General features: G+C 37.4%; 21 protein-coding genes and 1 riboswitch. Of the genes, 16 read left to right on the plus strand and 5 right to left on the minus strand.

What is annotated here, in order from left to right:
* Positions 1-19 precede the first annotated feature (19 nt).
* From MKX72_RS04735 to MKX72_RS04750, 4 genes are all read left to right on the plus strand, one after another.
* Positions 20-874, plus strand: a complete 855-nt coding sequence (locus MKX72_RS04735) for a carbohydrate ABC transporter permease (protein WP_014461372.1) — start codon at positions 20-22, stop codon at positions 872-874.
* 68 nt (positions 875-942) lie between these two features.
* A complete protein-coding gene (locus tag MKX72_RS04740) occupies positions 943-1749 on the plus strand; it encodes a carbohydrate ABC transporter permease (RefSeq protein ID WP_013055640.1) in 807 nt (268 codons plus the stop codon).
* Positions 1750-1892: 143 nt separating this feature from the next.
* Positions 1893-2027 (plus strand): hypothetical protein, encoded by a 135-nt coding sequence (locus tag MKX72_RS04745; protein WP_268952891.1) that lies wholly within the window; start codon positions 1893-1895, stop codon positions 2025-2027.
* Between the two features lie 93 nt (positions 2028-2120).
* The gene (locus tag MKX72_RS04750) at positions 2121-2855 is read left to right on the plus strand and encodes a sugar phosphate isomerase/epimerase family protein (RefSeq protein WP_155008435.1); all 735 of its coding nucleotides are present in this window, start codon (positions 2121-2123) and stop codon (positions 2853-2855) included.
* A 31-nt stretch (positions 2856-2886) separates the two neighbouring features.
* Here the strand turns inward: MKX72_RS04750 and MKX72_RS04755 are convergent, their stop codons facing one another.
* Positions 2887-3402: an N-acetyltransferase gene (locus tag MKX72_RS04755; RefSeq protein WP_013055642.1), complete on the minus strand. Its 516-nt coding sequence runs from the start codon at positions 3400-3402 to the stop codon at positions 2887-2889.
* Between the two features lie 486 nt (positions 3403-3888).
* Between MKX72_RS04755 and MKX72_RS04760 the strand changes: the two genes are divergently transcribed.
* The 10 genes from MKX72_RS04760 (at position 3889) to MKX72_RS04805 (ending at position 18379) form a co-directional block, all read left to right on the plus strand.
* Positions 3889-5496 carry a GGDEF domain-containing response regulator gene (locus MKX72_RS04760; protein ID WP_155008434.1) on the plus strand — a complete coding sequence of 536 codons (1608 nt, stop codon included), beginning with the start codon at positions 3889-3891 and terminating at the stop codon, positions 5494-5496.
* A complete protein-coding gene (locus MKX72_RS04765; protein WP_155008433.1) occupies positions 5497-6546 on the plus strand; it encodes a HEAT repeat domain-containing protein in 1050 nt (349 codons plus the stop codon).
* The gene (locus tag MKX72_RS04770) at positions 6536-7945 is read left to right on the plus strand and encodes a glycosyltransferase family 2 protein (RefSeq protein WP_098626020.1); all 1410 of its coding nucleotides are present in this window, start codon (positions 6536-6538) and stop codon (positions 7943-7945) included. The genes MKX72_RS04765 and MKX72_RS04770 overlap by 11 nt, the downstream gene beginning before the upstream one ends.
* Positions 7942-11190 (plus strand): hypothetical protein, encoded by a 3249-nt coding sequence (locus tag MKX72_RS04775; RefSeq protein WP_098626022.1) that lies wholly within the window; start codon positions 7942-7944, stop codon positions 11188-11190. The genes MKX72_RS04770 and MKX72_RS04775 overlap by 4 nt, the downstream gene beginning before the upstream one ends.
* A gap of 2 nt (positions 11191-11192) precedes the next feature.
* A complete protein-coding gene (locus tag MKX72_RS04780; protein ID WP_028412195.1) occupies positions 11193-11561 on the plus strand; it encodes a response regulator transcription factor in 369 nt (122 codons plus the stop codon).
* On the plus strand, positions 11551-14427 hold the full coding sequence (locus MKX72_RS04785) for an ATP-binding protein (protein WP_098626024.1): 2877 nt from the start codon (positions 11551-11553) through the stop codon (positions 14425-14427). Before MKX72_RS04780 ends, MKX72_RS04785 begins: the two co-directional genes overlap by 11 nt.
* Before the next feature lie 454 nt (positions 14428-14881).
* Positions 14882-15256 (plus strand): DnaJ family domain-containing protein, encoded by a 375-nt coding sequence (locus MKX72_RS04790; RefSeq protein ID WP_014461362.1) that lies wholly within the window; start codon positions 14882-14884, stop codon positions 15254-15256.
* A gap of 36 nt (positions 15257-15292) precedes the next feature.
* Positions 15293-16099, plus strand: coding sequence for an alpha/beta fold hydrolase (locus MKX72_RS04795; protein WP_155008432.1), 807 nt, complete (start codon positions 15293-15295; stop codon positions 16097-16099).
* Positions 16100-16111: 12 nt separating this feature from the next.
* On the plus strand, positions 16112-16699 hold the full coding sequence (locus MKX72_RS04800) for a histidine phosphatase family protein (protein ID WP_034269720.1): 588 nt from the start codon (positions 16112-16114) through the stop codon (positions 16697-16699).
* A 360-nt stretch (positions 16700-17059) separates the two neighbouring features.
* Entirely contained in the window at positions 17060-18379 is a 1320-nt protein-coding gene (locus MKX72_RS04805; RefSeq protein WP_034269726.1) for an aspartate aminotransferase family protein, read from the plus strand.
* A gap of 169 nt (positions 18380-18548) precedes the next feature.
* Positions 18549-18648, plus strand: a riboswitch (SAM riboswitch).
* A 243-nt stretch (positions 18649-18891) separates the two neighbouring features.
* On the opposite strand, the gene MKX72_RS04810 is transcribed toward MKX72_RS04805, so the two are convergent.
* Together MKX72_RS04810 and MKX72_RS04815 are read right to left on the minus strand one after the other, a co-directional pair.
* A complete protein-coding gene (locus tag MKX72_RS04810; protein WP_034269729.1) occupies positions 18892-19521 on the minus strand; it encodes a hypothetical protein in 630 nt (209 codons plus the stop codon).
* A gap of 53 nt (positions 19522-19574) precedes the next feature.
* Entirely contained in the window at positions 19575-20144 is a 570-nt protein-coding gene (locus MKX72_RS04815; RefSeq protein WP_028412201.1) for a YkoF family thiamine/hydroxymethylpyrimidine-binding protein, read from the minus strand.
* A 522-nt stretch (positions 20145-20666) separates the two neighbouring features.
* Here MKX72_RS04815 and MKX72_RS04820 point away from each other — a divergent pair.
* Together MKX72_RS04820 and MKX72_RS04825 are read left to right on the plus strand one after the other, a co-directional pair.
* Positions 20667-22010 carry a 5'-deoxyadenosine deaminase gene (locus MKX72_RS04820; RefSeq protein WP_028412202.1) on the plus strand — a complete coding sequence of 448 codons (1344 nt, stop codon included), beginning with the start codon at positions 20667-20669 and terminating at the stop codon, positions 22008-22010.
* A 491-nt stretch (positions 22011-22501) separates the two neighbouring features.
* Positions 22502-23827, plus strand: a complete 1326-nt coding sequence (locus tag MKX72_RS04825) for an NCS2 family permease (protein WP_016763224.1) — start codon at positions 22502-22504, stop codon at positions 23825-23827.
* 73 nt (positions 23828-23900) lie between these two features.
* On the opposite strand, the gene MKX72_RS04830 is transcribed toward MKX72_RS04825, so the two are convergent.
* Complete coding sequence (locus tag MKX72_RS04830; RefSeq protein ID WP_033578182.1) at positions 23901-24452, minus strand: shikimate kinase; 552 nt, start codon at positions 24450-24452, stop codon at positions 23901-23903.
* A gap of 117 nt (positions 24453-24569) precedes the next feature.
* Positions 24570-24743 carry a YvzF family protein gene (locus tag MKX72_RS04835; protein WP_080754382.1) on the minus strand — a complete coding sequence of 58 codons (174 nt, stop codon included), beginning with the start codon at positions 24741-24743 and terminating at the stop codon, positions 24570-24572.
* Positions 24744-24871 lie beyond the last annotated feature (128 nt).

Consider the following 24871-nt stretch of genomic DNA (forward strand, 5'->3'; position numbering starts at 1 on the left):
GCGGTACTAGGAGGTCATCATGAAGACAAATAAATCATTGCCTTACTTATTTATTGCTCCAGCACTTTTGCTGTTCGCGCTGTTTACCATCTATCCTATTTTTTCATCGTTTATTCTAAGCTTTCAGAGTATGGAAGGCGGAAAGTATGTATTTACCGGTTTATCAAACTATACACGTTTGCTCGGAGATGACATTTTCTGGAAAGCGCTTGGAAATACGGGGATTATTTTAATCGTTCAAGTACCCGTCATGATTTTATTAGCGCTTGTACTAGCTAACGCGTTAAACAGTCAGCTTTTAAGGCTAAAAGGTTTTTTCCGAGTTTCATTTTTCTTGCCCGCAGTAACGTCGCTAGTTGCCTATTCTATTTTGTTTTCAATCATTCTTCAAGATGAAGGAATTATGAATACTATTTTAGGGTTTTTCGGTATCGATGCCATTCAGTGGCTGGGAGATCCTTTCTGGGCTAAAGTCTCAATCATCGTGGCGATGACTTGGAGATGGACAGGTTATAATATGGTTATTTTTCTAGCAGCTCTTCAAAGTTTATCTCATGAAGTTTACGAAGCAGCTGATTTAGACGGGGCAAATCGTATTCAAAAGTTTTTCCACGTAACGGTTCCACAATTAAAACCCGTTATCTTGTTTGCTACTATTTTATCAACAATTGGCACGCTTCAATTGTTTGACGAACCTTTTAACTTAACAAAAGGCGGCCCTGCTGATTCCACGATGACGCTAGGCTTATATATTTATCAAAATGGCTTTAAATATTTTGATTTTGGATATGCTTCAGCCATTGCGTACGTTGTTGTATTATTAGTCGGTATTTTAACGTTCTTCCAATTTAAATTTACGGGTGATAAATCATGAGTGTATTAGAGAGAGTAGAAGCAACCGCAGTAGCTACCGTGCCTAAGGTTAAAAAGAAAAGCAACATCATGCGTAAAATAGGATTATACAGCATGCTTGGGCTGTTCACGATTATCTCTATTTTTCCGTTTTACTGGATGATTATCGGCGCTACGAATGAATCGGGAAAAATGTTTACAAACCCTCCAACGCTGAAGCCTGGCGATCAATTTATGACAAATCTACAAAATTTAAATGCTTCAATTGATTTAGGGCGGGTCTTTTTTAACTCAGTATTTGTTTCAGTAGTGTATGTGATTGTAGCTTTAATGGTTTGTTCTACAGCTGCATATGCGCTATCTAAATTTGAATTTAAAGGACGAAACGCAATTTTTACGACGCTTTTATTGTCCATGATGATTCCATATCAAGCAACGCTCATTCCGCTTTTTCAGCTGATGTCGAATTTTAATTTGCTTGATACGTATTTTGCTCTTATTGTTCCGCAGCTGTGCTTTCCGTTCGCTATCTTTTTATTACGTCAGAACTTTTTAGCTTTTCCAACGGAACTGATTGAAGCAGCACGTTTGGACGGTGCTGGAGAGATGAGAATCTTTTTAACCATTGTGCTTCCTTCTATGAAGCCTGCGATGGCTGCAGCAGCTATTTTCTTATTTATGACACAGTGGAATAACTTTATGTGGCCTTTAGTTGCGACTACATCAAACGAAATGGCTACATTGCCAGTTGCTCTTTCAAGCTTAATTGGGTTATCGATTATTGATTACGGTCAAGTAATGATGGGGGTAACGATTGCAACCATTCCAATCATTGTCTTCTTCCTAGCACTTCAGCGTCATTTTATTTCAGGAATGCTTGGAAGTGCAGTAAAATAAAAAGCAGCAGATGTTGAGAAAAAAGTATGTTAGTTAAAGGAGGATCCGAAAGAATCTGATTGTTGATCGAGAATCAAATTCGTTCGGATTTTTCCCTTTCTAGGATGAACGTAGATTTAATTGTAGTTAATTGCTTCTAGGTGTTGATTGGAGGGCAAGACGAAGACTCCTGCGGCAAAAGCGGAACAGGTGAGACCCCGCAGGAGCGTAAGCGACGAGGAGGCTCACCGGCCGCGCGCGGAAAGCGAAGTCTTGCATGGAAATCAACAGCTGTGTAACAAGTAATTCATACTAGTTCAATTTGTTCGTCTTTAGATTGGGTTGATTTAGCCATAGTTCAATCACTTTCTTAATGAACAGGGGGAGAGAAGATGGGAGAAATACCTGTAGGAGTACAGCTTTATACGCTGCGTGAAGAAACGAAAAAAGACTTTAAAGGAACTCTTCAAAAAGTAGCTGCTTTAGGATATCAAGGGGTAGAGTTTGCAGGGTACGAAGGATATACAGCGCAAGAAGTAAGAGCGTGGTTAACGGATTTACAGCTGAAGGCAGCTTCTAGTCACGTGCCGCTTGAACAATTAGAAGCAAATTTAGAGCAAGTGATTCACTTTGAGCAGCAAGTTGGAAATTCACATATTGTTTGTCCTTATTTAATGCCTGAACGACAAACTGAAAAAGGATATTTCGAACTTATTGATTCTTTAAATTACATTGATGCTTATTGTAAAAAAGAAGGCATGTCGTTTAGCTATCACCATCATGATTTTGAGCTAAAAAAATTGTTAACTGGAAAGTCAGCTCTCCAAACGATTCTAGAAGAAACTGGGGTAAATGTAGAGCTGGACATTTATTGGCTCACTAAAGCAGGCGAAGATCCAGTTGAGTGGATGAAGCACTATCGAAATCGTACGCCTTTTATCCATTTAAAAGATATGACAACAGACGGCGAGCAATTCTTTGCTCCTCTTGGTACCGGAGGGGTAAATGTAAAGGCTGTCATGAAAGAAGGCAATAAAGCAGGCGTAAAATGGTGGATCGTTGAACAAGATCAGTGCATAGAAAGTCCTCTTAGCAGTATTAAAAAAAGCTTAGCATATATCAAATAAAAAAAACGAACAGACGCTGTCTGTTCGTTTTTTATTGATAAGCTGGAGTCCATTCAATTTCTCCGCACTTATTCGTATAATCAATATTTACTTCAAAGTTATGTTTTTCATAAAAATGAATTAATCTTTCGAGATGATCCCAGTCGCGCTCAGCGATATCTCCTTTAATGACATGAACATTTTGATCAACCGCTACTTCTTTTAAATAATTCATACATACAGAGCCATATCCCTTATTAGCGGGACCTTTAATATCACCAATAAAAATCGTGTGATTATCTTCATATACGCCATCGATGGCAAAATCCCAAGCCCCTCTATAGGCTTTTGTGCATTCATTTAGCATAATTTTACATGCGTTTCCGTCATTTTGTGCCGATACAATAACTAACTGATTATCTTCAGGCTGATCGACACCGATAACTTCGTACTTTTTAGCAATTTCTTTTAAATTATCCTGCATGCGAAATAGCTGAAACTCTAAATCATCAAGTGTTTCTTTTAGTTCTTCTGCATTCTGGTTTTTTTCTGTAAGCTGAGTAAACATTTTATACTCCTTTCCGTCTGTTTTCGGTCTAAGTGCGCCTATGACAAAGAGGACACGGTGTATAAAGCGAAACTTTATTTAGCAAAGTATCTGCCTTAGTAAAAATATAAAAAGGAAAGAACCTGATTTGATTGATCGTTCATCAAAACGGCTGCTTTCCTTAACATTCACTTTTAAATTTTTTACAACGTGTATAAGGGTAACAAAGACTCATTAATTTTGTCAATAAGGTTGCAGGTCTATTTGTAAAGAAGATAACAGGACATTTTACTTATCTGGAAAGAAAAATAATGAGTGAAAAAAGAATCATTTTAAAGTAAAATCATTGGAGGAAAAGTATGGTTAAAAAGGAATTGCTTTTCATTTGGAAAAAACATACTTAAAATAAAAGTAAGAAAATATTTCATTTACTTACAAAATATTATAGAAAAATGGATGGAGTAATATGGGGTAAGTGTTAACTATATCGAACAAAGGGTGTATAAGATGGATAAATATCAAATTGCATTATTAGCTAATGTGCGTAAGCAGCTGCAAGAGTGGACTGATCAAAATAAAGAAATACCTCATGAAGAGGTGTACCGCTTTTTGCATTCAATTTCTGGAACGTCTGCGACTATTGGACTGCATTATTTAGGAGATCGTTCCCGCGCGTTAATGGAAGCTGTTGAAAAAAAACAGAAAAAAATCTGGGATTACGGGGAGTTGAATACTTTTTTATTAGATATTATTAAAATTTGTTATCAAGATGAAATTCAATCCGCAGAAGATATAAATAAACCGATAGAAATCAGTGAACAAACAGCTAGCATTTTACTTGTGGACGACGATCTTTCAATGCTTATGTATTTAAAAGAACAGTTTGAAAAGCAGGGATGGTACGTATTAGCAACTGCATCTAAAGAAAAAGCCATTACGGCTTTTTACGAATTAAAGCCGGATTGTTTTGTTGTTGATGTACATATGAAAGACTGTACAGGCTTTGACATTCTTTCATTTTTACGTGATAAAACAAAGCAACTGTTCGTCCCGATTGTCATGATGAGCGTTGATAATCAAAGAGAGACGCGTTTGAAGGCTTTTAAATTAGGGGCCGATGACTTTCTTGTTAAACCTTTCGATTTGGAAGAAAGTCTACTTCGAATTGGTCACCATATTGAACGAAAGCAAATGTTTAACTCCTATTTAATGTTTGATGAATTAACAGGAGCCTATAACCGAACGTATTTAAAAGAAATCTACAGTCAGCAGCTATCCAGCTACGACCGCTTAAAAGATCCTTTTTGTTTAGCGATTTTAGATTTAGATTTCTTTAAAAGAATAAATGATCAGTATGGACATCTTATGGGAGACCGCGTGCTGCAAGCATTTGTAGAGTATATGAAGCATGAAATTCGTCCAACAGATCACATTTTTAGATATGGAGGCGAAGAATTTATTCTTTTACTGCCAAAAACCAATATAAAAGAGGCGGAAACAGTATTAAATAGACTGTTGGATTCCTTTGTGAAAAAAGTGTTCACACATCAAAGCAATTCGTTTTATTGCAGCTTTTCCGGTGGAGTTGTAGAAGTTCATAACAATGAATGGCCGTTAGAAAAAGCGCTTCATCAAGCTGATGAAGCATTATATATAGCGAAGGAATCAGGACGTCAAAAAATTGTAGCTTCTTCTCAAAGCAAGCTGGTTAAAAAGCGAACGCTTCGTATGGCTATCATTGATGATGATTCTATCATTCGAACGATGCTGAAAGAGCTTTTGAGTAAGATTGATGTAGGAGATCGTTATGAAGTGAAAATAGAAGTGTTTAAAGACGGCATCGAATTTTTTGAGTCCCAATGGATTCACTCTAGCGATCACTACTTTGTTATTTTAGATGGAATGATGCCTAAGATGGATGGCTTAGAAGTGCTGCAAAAATTAAGGCAGCAGAAACGTCACGATCAGTACACGGTTATTATGCTTACATCACGAAACAGCGAACAAGATATTCAAAGAGCATTAGAACTTGGGGCAGACGATTACATGACAAAGCCATTTAAGTTAATGGAGCTTGAAGCGCGCGTACGTCATTTAATGAAGAAGGTGAAATAAATGGGGATGTCCATTCAAGTGGTATATGCCTTATTTGGCGGATTGCTATTGCTGTTGGTTTGTTTTTTAAGTTATTTACTCATTCAAAAAGCGCGTTTAAACGCTTTTCGAGCAAAAGTAGAATCCTATAAAGAGAGTGTTAACGAATCTCTTTTCATTTACTTATATAGAAAAGATGAAGAGCGTCGGGTGGAGCCTAAAAACAAAATAGAGCTGACAGGTGTAGAAGAACTATTGAGCGGATTTTCTGCAGCTGTTCAAGGCGATGACATTCTAAATAACATCACGCTCTATGCGGAGAAGGCTTTTACACCTAAATATAAAAAAGAGCTGCATCATTCTAGGTGGAGTGTCAGAATGAATGCCCTTTATGCTATTGAAGACTTTGGTCTTACTACGTTAACAGACCAATTACTAGAAATGTATGAGAAAAAACATAGTACAGCGGCTGAAAAAAATCAAATTTTAAAGATTTTAGTTAAGCTGAACCGCCCTGAGTTTGTTGTGTATATGACGAACGCTTCTAGACCGCTGTCTGAATTTATGTACCGCTCTTTGTTTGGAACTATGAACAGTGAGCAGTTTCAGCAATTTTTTAATAAATTTGAAGACCTGCAAGAAGAAATTCAGCTGCCACTTATTGATATGATCGGTATCGATCGTAAATTAGAGTATATAGATTTCTTAAAAGTGTACATGAAAAGTTCATCAGAAGAACTGCGAATTCGTTCGTTGAAATCACTTAACGCTTTATCTTTTCCATTAAAAATAGAGGAGCTCACGAAACATCTTCAATCAGATATGTGGCAAGAAAGAATGATGGCTACAAAACTAGTAGGCAAAACGAGAGATGAGAAGGGATTGTCACTTCTCGAGCAGTCGCTAAAAGATTCTCATTTTCTTGTGCGTTCAAATGCTGCTCAGTCAATGATGAAAATCCCAACGGGTACAGAATACTTAGTTCATGTATATAAAACGACTGATGACAAGTTTTCGAAAGATATGGCAGCAGAATGGCTTGAAAAAGGAGGAATTACGGTTGTGGAATAGTGTTTGGCATCTTTTATTGTCCATTTGCGGATGGGCTGTATTTGCTTATATGATTTTTGTGCTTTGTTTTTATTTTATGATGTTTATCATCTCTGCTTTTCAACTGCGAAAGCAATATCAATTAAACGATGAAGAACCTTATGAAGATTTGCTTACGGTTAGCTATACAACGCCGTTATCTATATTAGTTCCCGCTTATAATGAATCTGTCGGGATTATTGGAAGCGTACGTTCGCTGCTCGGAATTGAATATCCGGAATATGAAGTAATCGTAGTAAATGACGGATCTTCAGATGATACGTTAGAAAAGCTTATCGAAGAGTTTTCTCTTGTGAAAATGAATCGAGTTGTGAGAAAGCAAGTGGAAACGAAAGAAGTAAAAGCTGTATATCGTTCTAAATTATACGATTATTTATATGTAGTCGATAAACAAAATGGAGGAAAGTCAGATGCATTAAATGCAGGAATTAATTTATCCAACTATCCTTATTTTTGTTCGATCGATGGCGATTCAGTGTTAGAAAGAGACGCTTTTTTAAAAGTTATGAAGCCAATTATTGATTCAGACGGAGAAGTAATTGCTTCAGGAGGAAGTATTCGAATTGCAAACGGATGTAAAATCGAAAACGGTGCGGTCGTATCGATTGGACTTGATACGCAGCCGCTTGTTGTGATGCAGATTATTGAATATTTACGTGCCTTTCTTATGGGGCGCATTGGTCTCAGTCGCCATAATTTATTACTTATTGTATCAGGAGCATTTGGCGTATTTTCTAAACGCTGGGTGATTGAAGCTGGGGGTTATTCTCATACAGTCGGCGAAGACATGGAGCTTGTTGTTCGCCTCCACCGACTGATTAAACAGAAAAAAGCCAACAATCAAATTGTTTATATTCCAGATCCCGTATGCTGGACAGAGGCACCTGATGAAATCAAATATTTGCGAAGACAGCGAAACCGCTGGCACCGCGGTTTATTTGATAGTCTTTGGAAGCATAAAGAGATGCTGTTTAATCCGAAATACGGAAGTATCGGAATGATTTCTATGCCTTATTTTGTGTTTATTGAACTAATCGGGCCGGTTATGGAAATGTTAGGCTATTTGTTTATTGTTATTTCTCTAGTTGTAGGCGGGATTTATGTGGAATTTGCGTATTTGCTTTTTCTCTTAATGGTTGTATATGGTTCTCTTTATTCGATGGCGGCTGTTTTGCTAGAAGAGTGGAGCCTTCGCAAATATCCAAAAGTATCTGATATCGCTAAGCTGTTTGTCTTTTCCCTGACTGAATCCTTTTGGTATCGCCCTCTAACTGTTATATGGCGCTGTCATGGATTGTTGGACGTTATTCGCAATAAAAAAGGCTGGGGAGACATGCAGCGAAAAGGAGTTTCACAATGAAAAAATGGTTATTAATCGGCGGCATTATTTTGGTTATGGCAGTAACGGCTTCGCCATTTCTTATTTGGCAGCTAAAGAAACCAACTGATTTGAATATGCTTGTCATTGATAAAACAGTGCCAGATCAAACGTTTCGAGAGCATCAGGGCTTAATGTGGATGCTGAATCAAGCGAAAGTACGCAAAGACGGGAAGCCTTATGAAATCTCAAAAGATTATGCAGGGTTTTATCCGAATGGAGATAAAACATACAGCATTAAATCTCTGCCAAAAACAAACTCTGCAGATATGATTTATATCACGGACACGTATGGCGTATACAAAGAAGATTTAGGCGTAAAAGCTAAAAGAGGAGATCGTTCTCAGCTGGTGTATGGCGGCATGACTTCTGAAGACGTGAGCTACGTTAAGAAAGCACTGAATGGACGTACAAAAACGCTGATTGGAGAGTTTAATACATTTGGAAGTCCTACTTCTCTAGACGTTCGCAAAGAACTGTATGAATTGTACAATGTTACGTGGTCCGGCTGGATTGGTCGCTATTTTGATGAATTCGGCAGTGAAGAAGTTCCTGCTTGGGTGAAAAGTGCTTACAAAAAGCAGTACAACAAAGAGTGGAACCTTACGGGCAAAGGCTTACTGTTTGTTAATGAATCCAATAAGCTCGTTATTATAACGGAAAAAGAATTAAAAGAAAATCCAGTATGGTTTCAATATATAAAACAAGGAAAAAAAACATTGAATTTACAGGATGAATCTGCTTATCAATATTGGTTTGACGTAATTACACCCCAGCAAAAAAGTGATGTGCAGGCTCAGTTTGTCTTTCACTTGGATTCTGAAGGAAAAAACAAGCTAAAGGAAAATGGTATTCCTTTGTCCATACCAGCAGTCGTTCATCATAATAAAGAGCGATATGATACTTATTACTTTGCAGGAGATTTTGCAGATCAAGGAGAAGTACCTTCCATTTATCAAACCTCTTTTTACCCGGTGTGGAAGAAATGGACAGAGAAAATCGGAAAAGAAGATGAGTCTTCTTTTTACTGGACTGTTTATCTGCCTCTTATGAATAAGATTATAGATCAACAGCAAAATGCATCGCAGCCTGCTTCTGTTACTTTTAATGAAAATATGGAAATCTATGAAGATGCTGACCGTAAAGTAGCAGGGAAAGTAGGAAAAGATTATTTGCAAGTTTATCAAAACGGCAAGTGGAAAGATTTGCTGATTAAAGGAGTAAATATGGGCATTAGTAAGCCAGGCCATTTCCCTGGTGAGACCGCTATTTCGAAAGAAGAATATTTGCGCTGGTTTAAAGAAATTGGCAAGATGAATGCAAACTCAATCCGCGTATACACCATTCACCCTCCCGGCTTTTATGAAGCGCTTGCTGAGTATAACCAAAAAGCCAAAGAACCCATTTATCTTTTTCATGGAGTATGGGTGAATGAAGAAGTTTTCTATGATTCACAAGATGCTTTTGCAAAGGAAAATACAAAAGAATTTGAAGCTGAAATGAAAAGGATTGTAAACGTTATTCATGGAAATGCAACACTGCCAAAACGGACGGGACATGCAAGCGGAACGTATACAGCAGACGTGTCTCCTTATGTTTTAGGCTGGATTATAGGAGTTGAATGGGATCCCACGGTAGCCCTTTCGACAAATGAAAAACATAAAGGAATGAAAGATTTTAAAGGGAAGTACATCTATACGGAAAAAGGCAATCCCTTTGAAATTTGGCTTGCGCAGCTTATGGAAAAAACAATTTCCTATGAGCAGGATAAATATGATTGGCAGCGGCCTATGAGCTTTACGAACTGGGTGACGACGGATTTATTGACTCATCCATATGAGCCTTCTGAAGACGAAGATAAAGTGTCTGTTAATCCTAATTTAATTCACACAACTAAAAAATTTGAGCCGGGATTATTTGCTTCTTATCATATTTATCCTTACTATCCTGATTTCTTAAACTATGAACCTCGTTATCTCGCTTATCGCGATCATCGAGGAGAGAAAAATAACTACGCAGGTTATTTGCAAAATATGAAAGAAGTTCATCATATGCCCGTGCTTGTTGCTGAATTTGGCATTCCGGCTTCGCGAGGACTCACCCATAGAAACGTATACGGATGGGATCAAGGCTTTCATACGGAACAAGAACAAGGAAAGATTCTGTCACGCTTGTACGAAGATATTGTTGAAGAAAAAATGGCTGGCGGTATGGTCTTTACATGGCAAGATGAATGGTTTAAGCGAACGTGGAATACGATGGAGTACGACAATCCGAACCGCAGGCCATTTTGGACGAATTTGCAAACGGGAGAACAGCATTTTGGCCTGTTGAGTTTTGATCCAGGAACAAAGCTGAAAGTCAAAGTAGACGGCAAATCAGATGATTGGAAAAAGCTGAACAGCAAGTCGGTATATAAGCCGTCTAAGAAGTTAAAAGCATTGAACATTACAAGTGATGAAGGTTATCTATATCTACACGTGAGTGCAAAAGAGCTGGAAGATCAAAAGCTTTATTTCTTGTTTAACACAATTAACAATCAGGGACAGTCAAAGATTCCTCAAATTCCTTCTTTAAAAACAAAAGGAATTGATTTTGTAGCAGAATTAAACGGGAAAGAGGACAGTCACTTGTGGATAGACAGCTATTACGATACGTATTATTTTTCGTATGCCCATCAGCTTCAAATGATTCCATCTGTAAAAGGAACCGATACAAAAGATAACGGCATGTTTAATCCAATCAGGCTCGCCCTTAACAAAGAATTAGCGATTGGAGAGGGGAAAAACAAGAGAACCATTCCTTTTGACGCCTATGAAACTGGGAAGCTCCAAGAAGGAAACAGCGATCCTAACTCTTCTTCATTTGATTCGCTGGCAGATTTTAAAGTGAATGAATCAAATGGAATTGCTGAACTTCGCATTCCTTGGGCGCTTTTAAATGTAAAAGACCCGAGTCAAAAAGAAATAATGGGAGATATTTGGTCCAAAAAAGGATTAGAATCCAGCGAGAAAATGAAAGGAATTCAAGTGGGAGTCGTAGCTGTTAATAAGAAGAGCAATGACGTGGAAGATACGTTTCCGACTCAGAAAAAAGGAGAACTTTTATTAAAAGATTTTTACTTATACAAGTGGAAAAATTGGGAGTATCCAACTTTTCACGAACGAATAAAGCCGTCCTACTTCATATTGCAAAAAACGTATGGACGACTACAAGCGGAGGAATAACAATGGCAAAAATTTTATTAGCGGAAGATGAAGAAGTGCTTCGTATGTTAGTGGTAGATACGCTTGAAGATGAAGGACATGAAGTGACGGAAGCAGAAAACGGCGAAGAAGCGTTGGAATTTATTAAAGAACGTGATTTTGACTTAATTATTTTGGATTATATGATGCCCGTGTTCACCGGGCTTGAAGTCATTCAGCAGCTGAAAGAAATGAAAGATAAGCGCCATACAAAAGTATTGATGCTTTCAGCTAAGAATCAAGCTGCTGATCAAAGCCGGGTGTTAGAAGCAGGGGCTGCGTATTTTATGTCTAAACCGTTTAGTCCCCTATTGCTAGCCGAACGTGTTGAGGAAATTTTAGATGAACAATAAACTAAAACGAAAAAGTATCTCAACCCAGTTCATCTTCTTAGCAAGTATCCTTTTACTTGCTTTTGCGGCGGGTTCAACTGTACTTGTTGTACGGCAAAAAGAAATTACAGCTGATTATGCCCAGTACAGGGCACAAGTACGGGAAAAGGCACAGCTGCTATCTACAATTGATAAATCAATGAACAGAGCTTTTTTGCAGGCTCGTGGGTTTATTGCATTTGATTCAGAGGATATGTATAACGAGGCTGCAAGTCAGCAAAAAAGTATCGAAGAAAATCTTGATCGACTTTCAGGTCTAGCGGCAGATAGACGTGAACGTACGTTTGTAAATGAAGCGACGGTGATGCTAAACACGTATTTTAATCAAACGCTTCCTTATTTTAAAGATATTTACGACAAAAAAGGCATTGAAGGAGTCCGCTCTAGTCCTGAGCGGAAGGCTGCTTCTAAATCAATAGAACAAATGCAAAAAGAACTTGATGACTACCAAAATGAATTAACTAAAGACTTAAATACACAGTACGATGACACGTCGAGTGACATGCAGAAAAGTCAAACGTTCTTTATTTTATTTTTAGCGTTTACAGTGGTCATTTTATTATTGCTTACACGGGTATTGCTAAATAAGTTTGTAAAGCCGCTGAGTCAGCTAGCATATACGGCAAGCGAAATTGCTGCGGGAAAAGAAATGCCTATGACATTTGATGAACATAGAAGAGATGAAATCGGTATGCTATCTCAGGCCTTTTACAAAATGGTATCGACTTTGCAAAATAACGAACAGGAGTTAACGGCTCAAAATGAAGAGCTGATTGCACAGCAAGATGAGTTGCACAGTCAGCAAGATGAACTTCAGCACGCATTGGAATTGACAAAGGAACGAGAAGGCGAGTTAGAATTGCGCAATTTATTTGTGCATGGACTAACAAATTCTCTTCACAAGCAAGAAGTTCTCACGAGTGCTGTCACAAACATGAGCCGAGTAATGAAAGCTGATCACGGTTTTATTATGCTAACCGATGAAAAGACACATGCTTCATTTGGTCTATCTTCATCAAGTGTTAAACAGATGATGGAAAACCTTCATAATAATTACATTGATCATGTGCAAAAGACGAAAAAATGTATGGTAGTAAAAAGAGAGTGTATAGAACATGAGCGCCTATATCATCGGCAAACGTTTTATTTGTATGATGTTATCGTACCGGTGCTGTCTTCACAGGGAGATATGCTAGCCTATATGTTTTACAGCCGCTACGCGGATGAATACACAGAACATGAATTACAGACATTTGAAATATTGGCCAAACAAATTACGATTGCTCTTGAAAAAATTTATATTTACGAAGAGTCTGAGCATGACAGACTGCTATCTCAAGATATTTTAAATTCGATTCAAGAAGGAATGCAGCTTGTAGATACAAGCGGTACGATTCTACAAGTGAATACGAAGACTAGCGAATTGTTTCAATATGAGCATCAAAGCGGGCTTCTTCAGCTTTCTCGCGATCAATGGCTAGATGCTCTCTCTCAAAAAGTCGAAAATATAGAGGAGCTAAGACAATACGTTAAAGCCATTTGTAAGGGAGAGCAAGTAGAAAAATCTTTTGTTTATTATCTGCACACGGAAGGTAAGCGAAAAGTTATAAAAGTTTATAGCGAATACGTATATCGAAACCGTCAGATGTTTGGCGTATTGTTCGTTCATCGTGATATTACGAAAGAATTTGAAGTTGATCAGATGAAGTCGGAATTTGTAAGCACTGTGAGTCACGAGCTGCGCACACCTTTAGCAAGTGTATTAGGGTTCACTGAGCTTATGCTAAACAAAACATTAAAAGAAGAAAGACAGAAGAAGTATTTAACTACTATTTATCAGGAAGCACAGCGGTTAACTTCTTTAATCAACGATTTTTTGGATGTCCAAAGAATGGAAGCGGGGAAACAAACCTACGATAAAAAGTATCAAGACATTCTGCCGCTTATTAAGCAGGTGATTGAGGTCCAGAACATACAAACAAGTAAGCATGAATTTGATATGATTTCCGATCAAGAGCATTTTACAGTAATGGGAGATAAAGATAAGCTTCTGCAATTGTTTAATAATGTAATTAGCAATGCAGTAAAATATTCGCCCGATGGAGGGAACGTTACAGTTAAAGTGTATCAAAAGGAACACGCTGTTTATATTGATATTCAAGATGAAGGAATTGGTATACCAAGTGAAGCGCTAGGACATTTGTTTACCAAATTCTACAGAGTAGATAACTCCGATATGCGCAAAATTGGCGGAACGGGTCTAGGGTTAGCAATTGTAAAAGAAATTGTAAAAGCTCATGGTGGAGACATTACTGTACAATCAGAATGGAAAAAAGGAACAACATTCACGATTGTTCTCCCGCTTCTACATGAAGTTCAGTACGATGAAGAAATGATGATAAGTGCGAATGATAACCGTAAAAGCGTAGTGATTGTAGAAGATGATAAAAGTTTAGCGACGCTTTTACAGGTAGAATTAAAAGAAAGCGGCTTTCACGTTCGGTATTTTAATAACGGAGAAGACGCATTAAACTCTATTCATCAGCAAAAGCCTGAAGTGGTTGTTCTAGATATCATGCTAGGAGAAAATAAGTTAGACGGCTGGGATGTTTTAAGGCATCTCAAAGAAAATACAGAGACAGAAAAAATTCCTATCTTAATCTCATCTGCTTTAGACGAAAGAAGCAAAGGATTAGAGCTTGGAGTGTGTGAGTTTCTGATTAAACCCTATCAGCCTAGTAAACTATCTAAAACGATTCTCCAGCTGCTTTTGAAAAAACAAGAGCATGAAGGAGAAATTATGATTCCATCAGATAAAGAAGAGTAGAAATTTGGTGAGGCTTCGTTATATGTACGGAGTCTCATTAAACGAAAAGAAAATTAGTAAAGTAATAAAAAAACATTGAAAACGCTATCAAAATGTGGTTTTATAGAAAGTAGGCATAACATGATGACCTTAGAATTACCTTTTTCCACCTCCTTACATGCGTAAGGAGGCTTTTTTGTATAAATATAGTAAGATAAGATAACAAAACCTCATGCAGAATCGTTTATTGACTTTCAGCTCGTTAACAAACTGCTCAAGAAAGTTTGATAGTGAAAGGAGTGAAGCTCTAGAAACGATTTCACAAAGGGAGGATAGTCTCTCCAAGAAGTGAAGGTAGTTCAATTTTTATAATCATAGTATAATAAAAAATACGGTTATAAAAGCTGTGTTTTTTATACATCTTTTATATAGAAGGTAAGATTGAATTTTATATTTTCTTAAAGGAGGTCTTTCCTTGGATATTGCGTATATAATTGCTGAAGAAAGAATTAGACAAGCAATAAAAGACGGTGACTTTGATAAGCTGCCTGGGGAAGGAAAACCATTAAAGTTAGAAGATTTATCACATATACCTGAAGAACTGCGCCAAGCGTATAGGATGTTAAAAAATGCAAATATGATAAGTGATGAACAAGAGCTAAAACGAGATATGGCTACAATAGAAGAATTGATTTCTATATGCACGGATGCTAATGAAGAACAAAGGCTAACAGAGATGCTTACGGAAAAGCGTTTGCGCTTTGAGCAGCTCGTTGACAAGAAAAAGATGACAAGTTCTGCAGCTTACAGGACGTATCAGAATAAAATTTACTCCAAATTTTTTTATTAATGAGTGTAATAGACGAGACGATCGGAGGGTGAGAACTTGCGGCTGTTAATTTTATTGATTAGTATCATATTATTTATTTCGCTTTGTTTTTATATTTTTGCCCCACAAATAAAACGAGGCGCCCAATCGAAAAATGTGCCGGTTTTATTTATTCATGGCTATTTAGGCAGTCAAAAAAGCTTAGGGAAAATGATTAAACGATTTGAACAAAACGGATGGGGAACTAAAGTAGCTTACTGCGTCGTTCAAAAAGATGGAGCTATTCAGTGGAAGCACATTATGAAAGCAAAAGAGGGAAAACTCCCGCTTATTCATATCGTCTTTAAAAAGCCAGATGCCAGTATTGCACAGCAGCAAAAATGGATTGAAGCTATTATGCAAGATGTACGTGATACATATAAAGCATCTTCTGTTGATTTAGTTGGACATAGTATGGGAGGAGTAACAGCAGCAGCAGTTAGTTTGGCTAACCCTCAATATATTCAAAAGTTAGTTACGTTAGGATCGCCGATTCAAGGATTAGATTATCAGGAATTAATGGAGATGTATCCTCATGCACGCAATCATATCGGATCTATGGGGGCTCGTGATTTAGCTTTTCACTCTATAGCGTTAAACAAGCTATACGAAAGTCGTCAAGATTTCTCAAAAGAGATCGACGTTTTTTCAGGAGCAGGAGATGTGGGAGATAAGACAGATGGAGTGGTAACAGTAGAAAGTGCATACGGACTGCAAGAGTTTACCGAACACATTCATCTCCAAACGTTTCATGAAGCACATTCGGATTTACATGAAAGCTCAGAGGTTGATAAAGCTGTTTATCAATTTTTAAAACGAGATTAAAGGGGGATTACGATGCTTTACTTAATTAGACACGGCCAAACAGATTGGAATAAAAACAAACTTATTCAAGGGCATGCTGATATTCCGCTCAACGAAACAGGAAAGCAACAAGCCAAACGCGTAGCGGAACGTTTTAAAGATATCCATATTGATGTAGTCTACACAAGCGATTTGCTTCGTGCGCAGGAGACGGCTAGGAAAATTGCCGCAGTCGCTAAAGTAGAGAAAGTCGAGGTTTGTGAGCAGCTGCGCGAGCGCTCTTTTGGAGAATTAGAATCAAAGAACGTAGAAGTTCTGCATGATCTTGTGCCAAACTATGCGACAAATTGGGGAGAAGAACCTTTATATAATATTGAAACACTCGAAGCCGCTCAAGAACGGATGGTTCGGCGTTTAACGGAAATTATGAAGGAGTCTATTGGAAAGAAAGTAGCAGTTGTTAGTCACGGGGCGGCAATTAATACATTCATTCATCATGTAACAAGCGGAGAACAAGGAACAGGGACTACTATTTTACAAAATACATCGATTACAACTTTTGCTTATGAAAGTGGAAAATGGCGTCTTGAAACAATCAATGATGCCAAACATCTTGAATAAATATACTTAAAGAGGCTGTGACAGTAGTATTTTAGTTGAGGGAGGATCCGAACGATTAATCGTTCGGATTTTTTTATGGTTATGGTGAACGCAGGTTTCATATATGTAAGTACTTCTGGCTGTTGATTGGAGGGAAAGGCGAAGACTCCTATGGGAAAAGCGGAAGGGATGAGACCCCGCATATTAATTATATATATAAATATTTATACAATTGATTTTAATAAAAATGCATAGTAAAATAAGTTTTATTACTATTCTATTAAAGCGTTTAGTATAACTGGATTTCCTAATATTGTTTAATAAGTAACTATATTTCGGAATAAGATTAATTGATTTGTATAATTTCAAGGAGGATGTAGTATGTCTAAAGATTGGAGTCACTTATTTGAAAGAATGCCTGAATTGCTAGCACCGACAATGGCTAAAGATCATCCGAATTTGCCCGTTGTGAAAGAAGAAGGATGCTATTATTATGGATTGGATGGTAAAGAATATCTCGATTTTACTTCCGGAATCGCTACGACAAATGTAGGACACAGACATCCGAAAGTAGTAAAAGCAATCAAAGACGGAGCAGATCAATTATTGCACGGTCCCTCAGGTGTCATTATGTACGAATCGATATTAAAGTTAGCCGATGAGTTAGGAAAAGTAACGCCGGGCAATTTAGACTGCTTTTTCTTTGGAAATAGCGGCACAGAAGCAATTGAAGGAGCCTTAAAATTAGCGAGACATGTCACAAAGCGTCCGTATGTTATTTCTTTTTTAGGGTGTTTTCATGGACGCTCGATGGGAGCTTTAAGTGTTACAACATCGAAAAGCAAATATAGACAATTTCAGCAGCCTTCGGGACTGACGTATCAACTTCCATATGCCAATCCAAAAGAGTGCTCTGCGGAGCTAGACAGCGATGTATACTTCACTGAAAAGCTTGAAAAAGATTTTGAAATACTCTTTAAGCACCAAGTCACGCCTGAAGAAGTGGCTGCCGTTATTTTGGAACCAGTATTAGGTGAAGGCGGCTATATTATCCCTCCGAAAAGCTGGATGAAGAAGTTAAGAGAGATTTGTGATCGTCACGGAATATTACTTATTTTTGATGAAGTGCAAACAGGGTTTGGCCGTACCGGTGAATGGTTTGCTGGCCAAACCTTTGATGTTGTACCAGATATTATGGCTATAGCAAAAGGAATTGCTTCTGGAATTCCGCTTAGCGCAACGGTCGCTTCTCAAGAATTAATGAAGCAGTGGCCTCTTGGCACACATAGTACAACATTTGGAGGGAATCCTATCGGATGCTCAGCAGCTCTTGCAACTCTTGAAGTGATGAAAGAAGAACAGCTGCTGGATAACACGAAAAAAATGGGCGCTTATGCATTAGAAAAGCTGCATCTTTTAAAGGAAAAACATTCAGTTATTGGAGATATCCGTGGTTTAGGACTTATGATTGGAATTGAAATTGTTAATCCGCATACGGGAGAAGGAGATGGAGACGCTTTATTCGAGATTTTGGACTTAGCTTTAGAAAAAGGCGTGTTATTTTATTTTTGCGGAAATGCAAGTGAAGTTATTCGCATGGTACCTCCGCTTACTGTGACAAAAGAACAGATAGATGACGGCATTCGTATGCTAGATGAGGCTATTACTTCTTTTGAGAAAAAGTCAGCTGTAAAAGCGTAATAAAAAAATATAAAAAATTTATATATTTGTAACCTAGTTGTCATAGTAATGGTAGCGATATCATAGTTTTAGAGGGAAAACAATTTTCTGAAAAGTAGTTGACATCTGTTTGTGCAGCATGTAACATAATATTTATCTTATCAACAATTATCAACAAAATTCGACAAACTTCTTATCAAGAGAGGCGGAGGGATAGGCCCTGTGAAACCTCGGCAACGGACTTTATAGAACCGTGCCAACTCCCACAAGCAGTGCTTGAAAGATGAGAAGAGACCAGGCTTACTAACAATTGTGATCCCAACCTCTTCTTACAGGCACTTAGACACTGTAAGTGGAGGTTTTAATTTTATGACAAGAATATGACATTTAGATAAAAAACAGCAGGTGAAATTACCTGCTGTTTTTATATGCTGTAAAATGATAAATAACCTACCAGAATTCCTAGTAAAAGCACCCCGGCCGTAATACCAATAATCCACCACATCATTTTTTTCATCGTTTATTCCTCATTATCAATTGACTGTAGCTGTAGATCCGCCAGAAGCGCCGGAAGCCGTACCATAAGCGGTTTGTCTTTTGATTCCAGCATTTTTAGCTGCAACTTTCCACTGCCAGTCAATTCGTCCGTAGGCTCGATTATTTTGTACCCAAGATTTTGAGCTCTTTTTTGAAATAGACACAAGGGGGTTTACGTTTTTTGTGACCACACCTCGTACACTTTTGACTGAAGTTACTGAGGAGCTTTTTGTGTAATAATCTACATACACCGTTAGTTTTGTTGTTGTAAATCCAGCCGCTTTATAAGAAGCCGTATAAGCTGCTGTTTTGAATAAAGGTGAAGCCGTTTTTGCTCCGTATGCTGCTGTACTTGCAGCTTCGACCGTGCCGCTGCTCTCTTCAATATCCATTTTGAACAGAGATGGATCCCTTAGTGATTGTACAACTTTTTGTTTTTGTTGACGCGACAGTTTTGAAAATTCATACAGTGAACTTTTATCACCTTGCCCTTTCAAGAACTGCGTGTAAGAAGCAACCGTTAAATGAGCAGGTTTTTCACTAGCCTGAACAGAGTTTGGTACGACTAATAGACATAATAATGCACCTATCAGGGAAAAAGCAAAAAACGTTCTTTTTGTAGCCATATTCATATAAATCCTTTCTAGTACTCTATCTTTATAAATAGATAAGAAGTAATTTATCGTTTTGAAGAAGGGCTGTGTGCTGACATATTAACTGTCATCACGACACGAGCTTGCTGTACAGATTTCATAAAGCATTCGTATAGAGAAGCGAATACTTTGTCCACATCTCCTTCTAAAGCTGTTGCAAAAGGCACGGTTTCGGCAAATACTCCCTGTTGTTTAACTGCGCCAATTCCGCTTTTGATGATGTCTACATAATGCGGCGTATCTAATGGATACAAAGAAAATTGAGTGGATACAGGGAACGAAGCACAAAGCTGTTGGTTTAAAGGCATGTTTTCTTTTGAGTTTATTTTTCTTTCTTCGAAATATTCTTCGTGACGCCCTGTTGAAAACGTGGCATTCAGCACAATATGCTTTTCTGATTTTCCAGCACTTTTATAAATGGCCTGTACAACTTCAAATACGTCTTTGGCAGTTCCTTCAATAAACGTACTAACACGGTCCGTTTTTCGCTGAACTTTAGACATATCCACTTCGTTTAGTGCGCTTAAAATAATATCGATGAAGTTATCGCTCATAACGGAAAGCGTAAAACGACAGCCAACATTTATTTTTTCCAAGTTAATCACCCCTAAAATATAGATTTGTAGTTTTTTAATCATACAAATCATAAAATAACTTTTCTGTTTTGTATAGAAACAGAAGATAGATTCTTTATTTTTAGTAAATATTACATAGAAGAAACGAGAATAAATTGCATAACATGAAAATTAAGGGTGTCAAGAAAAGTCACATAGTGAAAAAGAATAAAAAAACAATGTTAGAACTTCTGACAAAAAGCTGGTATATAGACTGAAAACACCATATTATAAATACAAGATCACATTATTCTCCTGCGATTTCGTATAACCTCTTGAAAAAGGGACTTGGGATTTTATCATAAATCCAACCTCCTAGCTGTATAATCAGCTAGGAATTTTTTTTACCCAAAGTCTCTATCGCCCATGAGGTTACCTGCACTTATTCAACTCAGAGCATGCACCATATATATTTAAGACCAGTGTAAGAAAGATTGCTTGAAGATGTTAGTGTTCGGTTTGAGCTAGAAATAGATAGATGTTACGAAAGAGGGGAAAGAAGGTATGACGCACACATTAATTAAAAATGCAGAGATTATTACGATGAATGAGAAGAATGATATTATTTACGGTGACCTTTATATTGTTGGAAATCGTATTGCAGCCATCGGGAAAAATCTGCATCCGGAAAAGGTAGATAAAGTCATTGACGCAGCAAATAAAACGATTGTGCCGGGCTTTATACATACTCATATTCATTTATGTCAAACGCTTTTTAGAGGGCAAGCAGATGATTTAGAGCTGCTAGACTGGCTAAAGAAGAAAATATGGCCGCTTGAAGCTTCGCATGATGAAGAATCTATCTATTATTCAGCACTGTTAGGGATCGGTGAACTCATTCAAAGCGGGACTACAACAATTGTCGATATGGAAACTGTTCATCATACAGACTCTGCTTTTCAAGCTATATCTAAGAGTGGAATCCGAGCTCTTGCAGGAAAAGTAATGATGGATAAAAAAGGCGACGATCTGCCAAAAGCTCTGCAGGAGACAACGGCTGACTCGATTAAAGAAAGCGTAGAGCTGCTTGAAAAATGGCATAATTCAAATAACGGTCGTATTCGATACGCATTCTCCCCAAGATTTGTGCTGTCGTGTACGGAAGATTTGCTGCGTGAAGTGAGCCATTTATCAGCTGCCTATAATGTTCATGTCCATACTCATGCTTCTGAGAATCAAGAAGAAATTCGCATTGTAGAAGCTGAAACGGGTATGAGAAATATCATGTACTTAGACCATTTAGGATTAGCCAATGAGCGCCTTATTTTAGCGCACTGTGTGTGGCTAAACGATCAAGAAAAGCAAATTATTAAGAATCAAGGAGTAAAAGTCAGTCATTGCCCAGGCTCAAACTTAAAACTTGCATCGGGAATCGCAGATGTGCCCAGTTTATTAGAGCAAGGTGTATTTTTAAGCCTTGGCGCTGATGGTGCTCCTTGTAATAATAATTTGGATATGTTCAACGAAATGAGGCTGGCCGCTACGATTCATAAACCCTCTTACGGACCAACAGCCATGAATGCAAAACACGTGCTCGAAATGGCTACAATCGGCGGAGCGAAAGCAGTTGGGCTTGAAAAAGAAATTGGAAGTTTAGAGGTTGGGAAAAAAGCGGATCTTGCCATTTTAAATTTAAATCAGCTTCATACTTTTCCATCTTACGGCGTAGACCCTATTTCCAGAGTTGTGTATTCAGCAACGCGAGGAGATGTAGAACTAACAATGGTTGACGGTGAAATTGTGATGGAGAATCGCCAGTTAAAAACCATTGACCAGGGAATTGTGCTGAAAGAGGCAAATCATTCGATAGATCGTCTTTTAAAAAGAATTCCACTTTTAATTTCGTAAGATGTAAAACGAAGAAGAGGCTGGGATAAAAGTATTTTAACAAAAGTAAAGCTCAAATTATTAATCGGAATTATTGATTAATAATTTGAGTTTTTTGTTGTCAAGGTGAACGTAGGTTTCATCTGTTTAGTTGCTTCTAGCTGTTGATTGGAGGACAAGGCGTAGACTTCTGCGGTTATTCCATTTATTTGTCTTTAGAATGGATTTATTTAGTTATGTTTCAATCTCTTTTTTGTATAAATGAGTAAAAAGAGTACTCTTGCAACAGACTAAAAAGATAAGAGAAATAAATTTTCAAAATTCCAAACTAACGGAAGATAAAAATTTTTATAATGATAGCGTTTTCTACCTTTGCATATCTACAAATTAAGACTATAATAGGACAAAAGATTTTACTTTGAAACGTAAAATCCTCCTAAATCGTGTCCTTTTTAGGACATTCGAATAGGTAGGATTTTTTATTTTTTTTTAGAAGTAGGGAGGCGCGCGTGTTGGAGCGTAACGGAATATTAGAGCGCTTGTTTAAACTATCAGAGCGCAACACAACACCAAAACAAGAAATACTAGCAGGACTTACAACTTTTATGACGGTCAGTTATATGGTAATCGTCAATCCCATTATCATGTCTGACGCGGGTATCCCTCGAGAAGCGGCTCTTGCAGCTACCATTTATGCCATTGTATTTAGTACGTTACTGATGGCTCTATGGGCAAACTTCCCGATTGTAACCGGTCCAGGGATGGGTTTAAATGCGTTTTTTACGTATTCAGTAGTATTAGGACAAGGATTGTCATGGCAAACGGCACTTGGAGCAGTTTTTATATCCGGGGTCTTATTTTTTGTTTTAACGGTAACAGGAATACGCGGAAAGATTATTGATGCCATTCCGAACGTATTAAAGTCTTCAATAGCAGTTGGAATTGGTCTTTTTGTTGCGTTTATCGGTTTGAAAAACGCTGGATTAGTTGTGGCAAACGAGTCTACTTTTGTAGGGCTTGGAAATGTCATGGATAAAGGCCCGTTACTTGCTATTTTTGGGCTGATATTAGCAGCTGTACTGATGGCTAAAAATGTAAAAGGTGCTCTTATTATAAGTATTTTTGCTACGACAATATTAGCAATGATTGTAGGAGTACAAGCAGTTCCTCATTCTCTGAAAGACGTCTTTTCAGCTACGCCGCCAAGCGTTGGAGAAACATTCTTTCAAATGGATTTAAAGGGTGCAGTTGCCTACGGCATTTTTTCAGTTGTATTTTCTTTCACCATCGTAGAATTATTTGATACGCTAGCGACATTGATTGGACTATCTAAAAAAGCAAACTTAGTAGATAAAAACGGTAAAATTCCAGGTTTAAATCGCGCGCTTGCAGCAGATTCAATTGGTACAATGGCGAGTGCTATTTTTGGAAGCACTGCGCTAAATACGTATATTGAAAATGCAACAGGTATTGCAGAAGGAGGGCGTACCGGCTTAAAGGCATTAACGGTTGCCATCTTATTTATATTTACCTTGTTTTTTGCACCGCTTATTCAATTTATCCCAAGCGTTGCTACTGCTCCAGCACTCATTATTATTGGTTCGCTTATGCTAAGTGACATTCGAAACGTTAACTTCGACGATTTCACTGAAGTTGTTCCCGCTTTCTTAACAATTGTCATGATGCCGTTAACCTACAGCATTGCAGAAGGGTTAGCATTCGGCTTCATTTCATACACAGCGATTAAACTGTTTACAGGACGCCATCGCGAAATTCATTGGATGATGTATGTAATCACCATTGCCTTTTTTATCAATTTTTATATGAGTTCCCATTAGGAATGAAAAAAGACGTAGCATTAAGCTACGTCTTTTTTGTAAAGGCTTGTTGAGGGAACAAACCTTTATTTCATTAAGGTTGATAAATATCCCAAGCTGTTTTTAATGAATCAACGATATAGTTAGCTACTTCTTCGATATCCAAATTATCAGTTTCAACTTTTGAATGGTGGTTTGAGTAGATAGCTTGACGGTCGTAAAATAGCTTTTCAATATCTTCTAAGCTTCTTCCTTGTAAAACAGGACGGCTATCAATGATCAAACTAATGCGTTCTTTCCAAGAATCCCAAGACAAATCTAAAAAGAATACGATGCAGTTAGATAAACAAATCTCTTGAATTTCTTCTTGTAAAAAAGCGCCTCCCCCTAAAGAAATGATTTTTAAGCGCTGCTGTGAAAGTCGACTTATTACTTCTTTTTCTTTTTGTCTGAAGAAAGTTTCACCGTGCTCTTTAAAAATCTGAGAAGTAGGCATATTAAATTCTTTTTCGATTTCTTGATCTATATCAACAAAATCTCTATACAATTTTTTGGCAACCATTTCTCCAATAGTTGTTTTTCCTACCCCCATAAAGCCGATAAACACAATACTTTTCTCTCTAAGAGATATGTCGTTATATGCCATTTTTAAGCCTCTTTCTGATTTTTAAATACAAATCGGATGTTATAGTAAATACTGAAATTATAATATAAATCCTTTAGTTTGTAAAAGCTACTATTCTTCTCTGAAATAAAGCAGAAATTATTTTTTAGGATGCATAGAAAGATACACCCGAGTATCTTTTTTGTGCTCATATTTTGGATTAGCGCTTCGCGTATATTCTTTTGACTGATGTTCTATATGGTAGTTCTGTTCAAATTGTTTGATTGCTTCATTAATTTCTTCTTGTGTTCCCATTAATCTTACTTGCAGCATTGTAATGTCTCCTTCCATACACCTTGCTTTTTGACTATATCATGAAATGAAAAAGAAGTACTTTTATTTTTGTTGACGAACCTGTATATACAGGTTAGAATAAAAACATAAAACTTGTATATACAGGT

Origin of the sequence: Priestia sp. FSL R5-0597 (assembly GCF_038006305.1) — a bacterium.
Lineage (GTDB): Bacteria > Bacillota > Bacilli > Bacillales > Bacillaceae_H > Priestia > Priestia zanthoxyli.